The organism is Pseudomonas sp. HMSC066A08 (genome assembly GCF_001813025.1).
GTDB classification, from domain to species: Bacteria; Pseudomonadota; Gammaproteobacteria; order Pseudomonadales; family Pseudomonadaceae; genus Pseudomonas; species Pseudomonas aeruginosa.
On record NZ_KV811192.1, the window covers coordinates 1 to 898 of the forward strand.

Here is an 898-nt window from a genome sequence, read left to right on the forward strand (position 1 = left end):
TGAAGAGTTTGATCATGGCTCAGATTGAACGCTGGCGGCAGGCCTAACACATGCAAGTCGAGCGGATGAAGGGAGCTTGCTCCTGGATTCAGCGGCGGACGGGTGAGTAATGCCTAGGAATCTGCCTGGTAGTGGGGGATAACGTCCGGAAACGGGCGCTAATACCGCATACGTCCTGAGGGAGAAAGTGGGGGATCTTCGGACCTCACGCTATCAGATGAGCCTAGGTCGGATTAGCTAGTTGGTGGGGTAAAGGCCTACCAAGGCGACGATCCGTAACTGGTCTGAGAGGATGATCAGTCACACTGGAACTGAGACACGGTCCAGACTCCTACGGGAGGCAGCAGTGGGGAATATTGGACAATGGGCGAAAGCCTGATCCAGCCATGCCGCGTGTGTGAAGAAGGTCTTCGGATTGTAAAGCACTTTAAGTTGGGAGGAAGGGCAGTAAGTTAATACCTTGCTGTTTTGACGTTACCAACAGAATAAGCACCGGCTAACTTCGTGCCAGCAGCCGCGGTAATACGAAGGGTGCAAGCGTTAATCGGAATTACTGGGCGTAAAGCGCGCGTAGGTGGTTCAGCAAGTTGGATGTGAAATCCCCGGGCTCAACCTGGGAACTGCATCCAAAACTACTGAGCTAGAGTACGGTAGAGGGTGGTGGAATTTCCTGTGTAGCGGTGAAATGCGTAGATATAGGAAGGAACACCAGTGGCGAAGGCGACCACCTGGACTGATACTGACACTGAGGTGCGAAAGCGTGGGGAGCAAACAGGATTAGATACCCTGGTAGTCCACGCCGTAAACGATGTCGACTAGCCGTTGGGATCCTTGAGATCTTAGTGGCGCAGCTAACGCGATAAGTCGACCGCCTGGGGAGTACGGCCGCAAGGTTAAA

The 898-nt window shown here is 53.6% G+C and carries 1 rRNA gene; it reads left to right on the forward strand.

The features are described 5' to 3' along the window. Positions 1-898 (forward strand): 16S ribosomal RNA (locus tag HMPREF2886_RS01445); the annotation flags it as partial.